Below are 7,702 nucleotides of genomic sequence, written 5' to 3' on the forward strand. Positions count from 1 at the left end.
GCGCACGGCGGCGGCCGGGAACTCGCGGAAGGGCGGGGCGTCACCGCCGTGGACGAGCACGCCCCGGTGCTCGCCGAAGTGCCGACGGCCGTCGGTGAGGGTGCGGACGACACTCGCCGCGGGCAGCTGGGCCGCGTCGTGGCCGAGCCGCTCGCCCAGCCGCGTCGCCAACGCGCCGAGGGAGTCCCGGCTGCGGCCGCTGACCGGCAGGTAGAGCGGGGCGTCGCGGTCGCCCAGCGTCCCGGCGTCCGCGTTCGCCCGCGGCGGCGCCGGCGAGCGGAGCAGGACGTGGCAGTTCGCGCCGCCCATGCCGAACGAGCTGACCCCGCCGCGGACGGGCCGGTCGTCGGGCAGCTTGCGGCTGTCGCCGGTCACCGTGAACCGGCCGGTCCCGGCCAGGCCCGGGTGCAGGCCGGAGAACCCGTACGTCCCCGGGAAGAGCCGGTACCGGACGGCGAGGCAGGCCTTGGCGAACCCGGCGATCCCCGCGGCTTCGTCGAGGTGGCCGACGTTGCCCTTGACCGAGCCGACCAGGCACGGCGTGGACTCGTCCGGCGCCTCCAGGCGGGAGGCGAGCAGCCCGTCCCACTCGATGACGTCACCGACCGCGGTGCCGGTGCCGTGCGCTTCCACGAAGTCGAGCGCGGGGTCCGCGGCGCCGACGGCGGCGTCGATCAGCCGGGTCTGCGACTCCGGGTTCGGCGCGCTGAAGCCGGCCTTCGCGGCTCCGTCGTGGTTGACGGCGCTGCCGACGATCTCGGCGTAGACCGTGTTGCCGCCGGTCCGGGCGTCGCGGGCCCGCTTGAGGACGACGACCCCGGCGCCGTTGCCGAAGACGGTCCCGTCGGCGTCGCGGTCGAAGGGGCGGCACACGCCGCGGCGGCTGCGGACCGAGCCTTCGACGTACTCGTAGCCCTCCGGCTGCGGGTAGATGATCGACACCCCGCCGGCGAGCGCGAGGTCGCATTCACCGGCCAGCAGGGCCCGGCGGGCGGTGTGCACGGCGGTGAGCGCGGTGGCGCAGGCGGCCTGCACGACGACGCTGGGCCCGGTCAGGCCGAGCCGGAAGGACACGGTCGAGGTGAGGTAGTTCCGGTCGGTGCCGAGCCGTTCGGCGAGGGTGTTGTGCTCCAGGAACGGGGTGTCGTCGTCGGCCAGCCGCCGCGGCTCGACCTCGTTGAGCAGGTAGGTGCTCAGGCCGGCGCCCGCGAACACGCCGACGTTCTTGTCCGGGAGGCCGGCCACTTCGCCGGCGTCCTCCAGCGCGGTCCAGCACAGCTCGAGGAACACTCGCACCTGCGGGTCCATCCGCCGGGCTTCGGCCGGGCTGATCCCGAAGAACGCGTGGTCGAAGGCGTCGACGTCGGCCAGGTGGCCCTGGGCGCGGACGAACGTGCCGCCGTCGCCGGGAGCCGTCACCGCGGAGGTCCCGTCGAGCAGGGTGCGCCAGAACGATTCGATGTCCGGCGCGCCGGGGAACCGGCCCGCCAGGCCGACGACGGCCACCTCGTCCGCCGCGACCGGCTCGGGCCGGGCGACGTGGCCGTCGTGGGCCGGGCGGGCCGCCGGCCGGTCCAGGACCCGCTGCAGGTCCCCGATGACCGGGTGGCGGAAGAAGTCGGCGACGGACAGGCCGGGGTGGTCCCGGCCGAGCCGGGCCGCCAGGGTCATCAGGCTGATCGAGTCCAGTCCGGCGTCCAGGAACCGGGACCGCTCGTCGACGGCCGGGTTGCCGGTGAGGTCGCGGACGGCGGCGAGCACGGCCGACCCCGCCGGGCCCGGTGCGGCGGCGGGCGCACCGGAGGGCCGGCCCGCGCCGGCCTCCTCGGCCAGCTTCGTGATCGCCCGCAGGTCGGGTTTGTGGTTCGCCAGCCGCGGGAGCGCGGCCACGAACAGCAGCTCGAACTCGTAGCCGTCGCCGAGGCGGTCGGCGATCCGGTCGCGGATCGCGGCCGGCTCGGGCTCGGCGGCGGAGTCCCGCCTGGTCGCCACGACGACGATCTCGGTGCCGCCGGCGGGCGTCGGGTAGTGCACGGCGACGGCGTCGGCCACCCCGGGCGCCGCGGCGGTCTCGGCCTCCAGGGCCTGCAGGTTGACGCGGAAGCCGCGGCGCTTGATCACCCGGCTGTGCCGGCCGAGGATCTGCAGCCTGCCGTCGCGGTCGGTGTAGCCGACGTCGCCGGTGACGACCGAGCCGGCACCGCGCCGGACGACCACCTCGCCGCTGAGGGTCGGCGGCAGTTCGACGTCGTCCCCGCCGACCACCCGCACGTCGACGCCGTCGACGGGGAACCCGGCCGGCGGGCGGTCCGGCCAGTCGGCGGGCGGCCCGCCGAGCTGGTGGCTGGTGACGTCCTGGGTTTCGGACATGCCGTACTGGTTGACCAGCCGCGCCGAGGTGCGGCCGAACCACTCGCGGATTTCGGGCGTGATCCGCAGTCCGCCGCCGGCGACCAGGACTTCCTTGAGCGCCGGGGTCGCCACGGCCGGTTCCACCAGCGCCGACTCGGCCACCGGCCGCAGCAGCACGGTCGGCAGGTAGACCTTCTCGATCCCGGCCGAGGCCAGGAACTCGAGCAGCTTCCGGGGGTCGTCGCGGACCTCCTTGCCGGCCGCCACGAGGGTGCCGCCACCGCACAGCGTCGCGTAGATCACGTGGTAGGCGATGTCGAACGACAGCTTGGAGAACTGGAGCATCCGCCGGGGCGAGGGGAACGTCCGCAGGTGCCAGGCGACCAGTGCGGAAAGGTCCGTGCGGGCGAACGGGATCGGCTTCGGCTGTCCGGTCGAGCCGGACGTCAGCGTGATGTACAGCGGCGGCTCCGGCTCGGCGGCCGGTGCCGGTCCGCGCGCACCGGTGAGGATCCGGTACGTCCCGAAGGTTCCTTCGAACGATTCCTCGGCCTGCCCGGTGCCGTGCACCGGGGAGCCGGGCAGCCGGATGACCGCGCCGATGCCCGCCACCCCGGCCAGCGCGCGCCGGGTGGCCGCCGGGCCGCGGTCGAGCCGCAGCACGGTGGCCCCGGCCAGGTTCACCCCGAGCACGCAGGCGATCTCGGCGGGGTGCTTGCGGCCCACCACCGCGACGACGCGGTGCTCCGGCGGCAGCCGGCGGCCGAGGAGCTCCGCGAGCGCCGAGGCCTCCGCCCACAACCGGCCGTAGGACGCCGTGCCGGTGCCGGGAGCGTCGACGGCCACCGCGTCGGGCTGGGCCTCGACCACGGCGGACAGCCGCTCGAGCACGTCGGGCTCCGCCCGCGGTGGCGCCGGGTGGCCGCCGGTGCGGTGGTCGGTGCCCTGCAGCCGGGCGCCCAGGTGGTCGAGCACCTCCTGACCGACCACAGTGGACTCGAGGCACACGTGCAGCCGGTCGTCGCCGTCCCGCCAGTGGTTGAGCACCAGTGCGTACGGCGTCCGGCTGACGGCCGGCTCCGACACCGACTCGACGAGCTTTCCGTGGTGGCCGAACAAGGTCCGCGGCACGAGCAGGACGTCGAAGGGGTGGGCCGGGTCGGCCGCGGCGCGGAACCCGTCGTCGGCCATGACGTGCTGGAACGGCACCTCCGCCAGGGCGCGGGCCCGGTCGTACTCCCGCTCCGCCCACCGCGGGCCGGCGCTGTCGTCCGACGGCAGGACGGCGATCCCCGGGTTGCCGAAGTAGCCGAACCGGCCCTCCTGCTCCGGCGTGCAGCCGTCGAAGGGGATCGCGACGAGCAGCTGCTCCCCCGGGACGAGGTGGGCGGTCGCCGCCCGCAGGCGCCGCAGGAGGTGGACGTCGTCGGGTTCGCCGGCCGGCCCCGGGTCCAGGACCCCGCTCCAGCGGTGGCCGCCGGGGTCGGGCTCGACGACCCGCCGCCGCAGGTCGCCCGGGCCGGTGATCGCCGCGGCGAGCCGGGCCACCTCCGCGGCGGCGCCGGCGGGCAGCGGTGGTTCGGTCACCAGCCGGCCGAGGTCCGGCCCGGCCGCGGCCGGCGGCCGGTCGTCGAGACCGGCGAGGAACAGTTCCAGCGACCGGTCGCCGTCGCACACCAGGTGGTGGAACCGGCAGCACAGGTACGTCGCTTCCGGCGTCTCCACCAGGCCGGCCGACCACGGCAGTTCCCGGCCGAGGTCCCACGGTTGCCCGGCGAAATCGGCGTAGAGCGTGCGCAGCCGCGCCGGGTTCGCGGCCCGCACGGTGGGCCGCACCGCGGCGAGGACGGCCTCCCGCGGCGGCAGCGACCGCCACACCGGCTCGCCCGCCGCCGCGTCGACGACCGCCGACAGCAGCGGATTCCCGGCGACGACCGTCCGGAGCCGCCGCTGCAGCTCCTCGACCCCGATCGGGGCGCTGAGCCGCGCGGCGCAGGCGATCGTCAGATCGGTGCGCCGGGCGTCCATCGCCTGCATGAACCACATGCGGAGCTGGGACCGGGTGAGAGCGGTTTCCCTGTTCACGGTTCCCACTTTCGTTGTTCGTGCGCCTGCCTTGGGGTGGGGGGAAGTCTTCGCGGACCGCCGTCGCCGCGGCGTCACAGCGCTCACGGCAGCGGCCCGGCCGTCCCCTGTGGACGGTCAGTACGCGGCGATCCCGAACGGGGGCAGCTGACCGCCGTTCTCCGGGAGGACCACGTCGAACGCCTTGTGCTCCTCGATGAACTTCAGCGTGCCGTCGGCGTTCACCTGGAACACCTGCAGCAGCCCGAAGTGGGAGTTGAGCTGGTACAGCCACCGGCTGTCGTGGCTGAGCGCGATGTCCAGCGTGCCGTCCTTGGTGCCCTTGTCGGCGGCCTGCGGGTGCAGCAGCGTCAGCGCCCCGGTGTCTTCGATGCGGTAGGTCGAGAGCGAGCCGCCGCCCAGCGCGTTCGAGGTGAACGCCAGCTTGCCGTCGTTGGTCGGGACGATCCAGCACGTGTCGGTGCCGCTGTTGGGCACGGCCTTGCTGATCGCCTTCAGGGTTCCGTTGCCCAGCATGGTGTAGCTGCTCGCGGTGCCCTTGCCCTTGTCGGTGTGGTTCTGCTCGCTGAACAGGACCGTGCCGTCCTTGGTGAACGCGAAGCCGAACGGGCCGGCGCCGGAGGTGTTCTGCACGGACTTGGCACCCAGCGTCCCGTCGGGGTTGACGGCGAAGGTGTCGATGGCCCCGTTTTCGGCGGGCTGCTGGGGCAGCGTGGCGACCCGCTCGGACACGACCAGCTGCGAGCCGTCCGGGGTGAACGAAACCTGCGCGCAGCCGGACCGGCCACCGGCGCTGAGCGGGCGGGTGGAGGCGGGGATCGGGGTGAGCCTGCCCTCGACGTCGATCCGGAAGCCCGAGACCGACGGCTGGTCGCCGTGCGTGCAGTTGTCCAGGAACTGGTCGGGGAACCGGAGCACGAACCGGTCGTCGAGCTCACCGCTGTTGAGCGCGTAGAGCAGGCCGTGGTTCACCGTCAGGCTCACCGGCTTGGTCCCGCCGGAGGGCACGTTCGAAACCAGCTGGAGGCCGTCGGCCGCGACCCGGAACACGCTGATCGTGTCGCTGCCCGCGTTGGCCACGTAGAGCAGCTGCGCGCTGTCGAGGTTGTGCTGCGGGGAGGTCTCCCCCGCCGTGGTGCCGAGCACGATGCCGTGCGCGGAGTCCTCGAAGCTGCCGCTGCCGACGCCGCCGGTCTTGTACCGGCCCACCTCGTGCAGCCGCCCGTCCTCGCTGCGGGAGAACGCGATGACCTCGTTGGCCGTCGGATCGTTCGTCTGCACGAACACGGCGCCGCGGCGCAGGTCGAACACGCCACCGCCGCCGGCGGCGGGGTTGCCGGCCGCCGCGAGGGAGTCCCCGTCGTCGCCCGCGGCCGTGCCCGCCTGGCCGGCCAGCGGGATCGACAGCCCGTCCGCGCCGTCGTCGTTGAGGACCCAGCCGACGACGAACCCGGCGGCGATCGCGATCACCGCGGCCAGCACGCCGACCACGAGCGCCGGCCCCCGGCGCCGGCGTCGCGGCGGCGGAGCGGGTGGCGCGAAGCCGAGGTCCGGCCGCGGGGCGGAGCCGGGTGGCCCCGCCGGCGGCTGGGCGGGGAAGCCCTGGGTGCGGGGGCCGCGGTCGAAACCGTGGCCACCTCCGGCGTTGGTGGTGTTGTCCATCGTTACTCCTTTGCTGGACCGGCGGACCCGGCCGCCTCCCCGGCCGGCGGGCCGCTCAGTAGTGCGAGAACTCGGCTTGGTCGAAGGAATGCCGCTCGTCACCGCGCAGCGGCGGGTTGAACACGCTCACCAGCTCCATGTCGCCCTCGCTGCAGGCGATGAGGAAGTGCTCGTCGTGGTCGTCGAGGGCGTAGATGACGCCGGGCGCCAGGTCGAAGGTGGTGCCGTCGGCCGCGACCACCTGGCCCCGCCCGGAGATGCAGTAACAGGCCTCCAGGTGCCTGCGGTACTGCAACGGCGACTTCGAGCCGGCTTTGACCAGCGTGTGGGCCAGGGTGAACCCCATGTTGTCGCGCTGGGTGAGAAACCGGTAACTGAGCCCGTTTCCCCAGTCGACGCAGGTCACTTCGGCCTTGGAACGCACGATCATGACAGGGTTCCTTCCTTCGGGGTGGCCACGGCCTGCCGCTTCCCGTTCGCGGTCCGGCCGATGCGGTGTTCGACGATCTCGACGGTGCTCGGAACGGCGGTGGCCGGGAGCTTGGCGCGGCAGTACACGCGCAGTTGCAGCCCGGTGAGCCGGGTCCGCGGCCGCAGCCGCACCGCCGCGCGGATCCGGTGGCCGTCGGCGGGGTCGGCGGTCGCGGTGACCAGCGCGTCGACCACGTCGGTGTGGCGGAGGATGACCTCCTGGACCTGCTGCAGGTTCGTCCGGACGCCGCGCACCTTCACCTGGTCGTCGCGGCGGCCGAGCGGGAACAGCCGGCCTCGCTCGTCGCGCTCGACGAGGTCGCCGGTGCGGAACGGGCGGCGGATCGGCACGATCCCGCCGCGCCGCCGATCCAGGTAGCCGCGGGCCTGGAACGGCGTGGACACCAGCAGTTCGCCCCGGCCCGCGCCGGTCACGGTCTCGCCGTGCTCGCCGGTGACGGTGGCCCGCACGCCGGCGATCGGGTCGCCCAGTGGCACGGCGCCGAGCGCCAGGGCCTCCTCGACGTCCACTTCGGCCAGGAAGCTGTCGTTGGTTTCCGTGCAGCCGTAGAGGTTCCACAGGCGGGCCCGGGGGAACAGCGCCGGCATCTTCGCGGCGAGGCGGGCGGACAGGACGTCGCCGGTGGAGATCGCGTGCCGCACCGCGGGCAGCGGCCGGGGCGCCGATTCGGCCAGCATCCGCAGGTGCATCGGCGACAGCTGCACGATGCCGGCGCGCCCGCACGCCTCCGCCAGGCTCGGACCGTCGGTGGCGGCTTCGGGTGCCGCCAGTTCGGCCCGCGCCCCGGTCGCCAGCGCGGCCCAGACGTCCAGCAGGGACAGGTCGAAGTTCAACGGCACGCAGCTGAGCGTCGTGACACCCGGGCCGATCCCGAACCGGGCCGAGGCCCAGCCGAAGAACCGGTCGAGCCCGGCGGGGTCGAGGACCACCGTCCTGGCCGGTCCGGTCGTGCCGGAGGTGGTCAGGAGCAGGCCCGGTGGCGCGGCGGGCCGCACGTCCGCCCGGGCCAGCCGGACGAACTCCCCGTCCCCCGCGAGCACGGCCGAGCACCCCGCCTGGGCACACAGGTCGACGAGCGCGTCCGAGCCGAGCTCGGCCGGCGGCAGCAGG

At 74.5% G+C, this 7,702-nt stretch carries 4 protein-coding genes; all 4 read right to left on the bottom strand.

Annotation, left to right across the window (positions count from 1 at the left end; genetic code table 11):
• Positions 1 to 4,437 (bottom strand): beta-ketoacyl synthase N-terminal-like domain-containing protein (locus tag CCN39_RS32290; RefSeq protein ID WP_143264234.1); only part of this gene is annotated, 4,437 nt, incomplete at its 3' end.
• Between the two features lie 117 nt (positions 4,438 to 4,554).
• Complete coding sequence (locus tag CCN39_RS32295; RefSeq protein ID WP_086848458.1) at positions 4,555 to 6,099, bottom strand: lactonase family protein; 1,545 nt, start codon at positions 6,097 to 6,099, stop codon at positions 4,555 to 4,557.
• Positions 6,100 to 6,154: 55 nt separating this feature from the next.
• Complete coding sequence (locus CCN39_RS32300) at positions 6,155 to 6,529, bottom strand: ectoine synthase (RefSeq protein WP_086848459.1); 375 nt, start codon at positions 6,527 to 6,529, stop codon at positions 6,155 to 6,157.
• Positions 6,526 to 7,702 (bottom strand): AMP-binding protein (locus CCN39_RS32305; RefSeq protein ID WP_086848461.1); only part of this gene is annotated, 1,177 nt, incomplete at its 5' end. The genes CCN39_RS32305 and CCN39_RS32300, both read right to left, overlap by 4 nt.

The organism is Amycolatopsis kentuckyensis, assembly GCF_002155975.1.
In the GTDB taxonomy this organism is placed as follows: Bacteria; Actinomycetota; Actinomycetes; order Mycobacteriales; family Pseudonocardiaceae; genus Amycolatopsis; species Amycolatopsis kentuckyensis.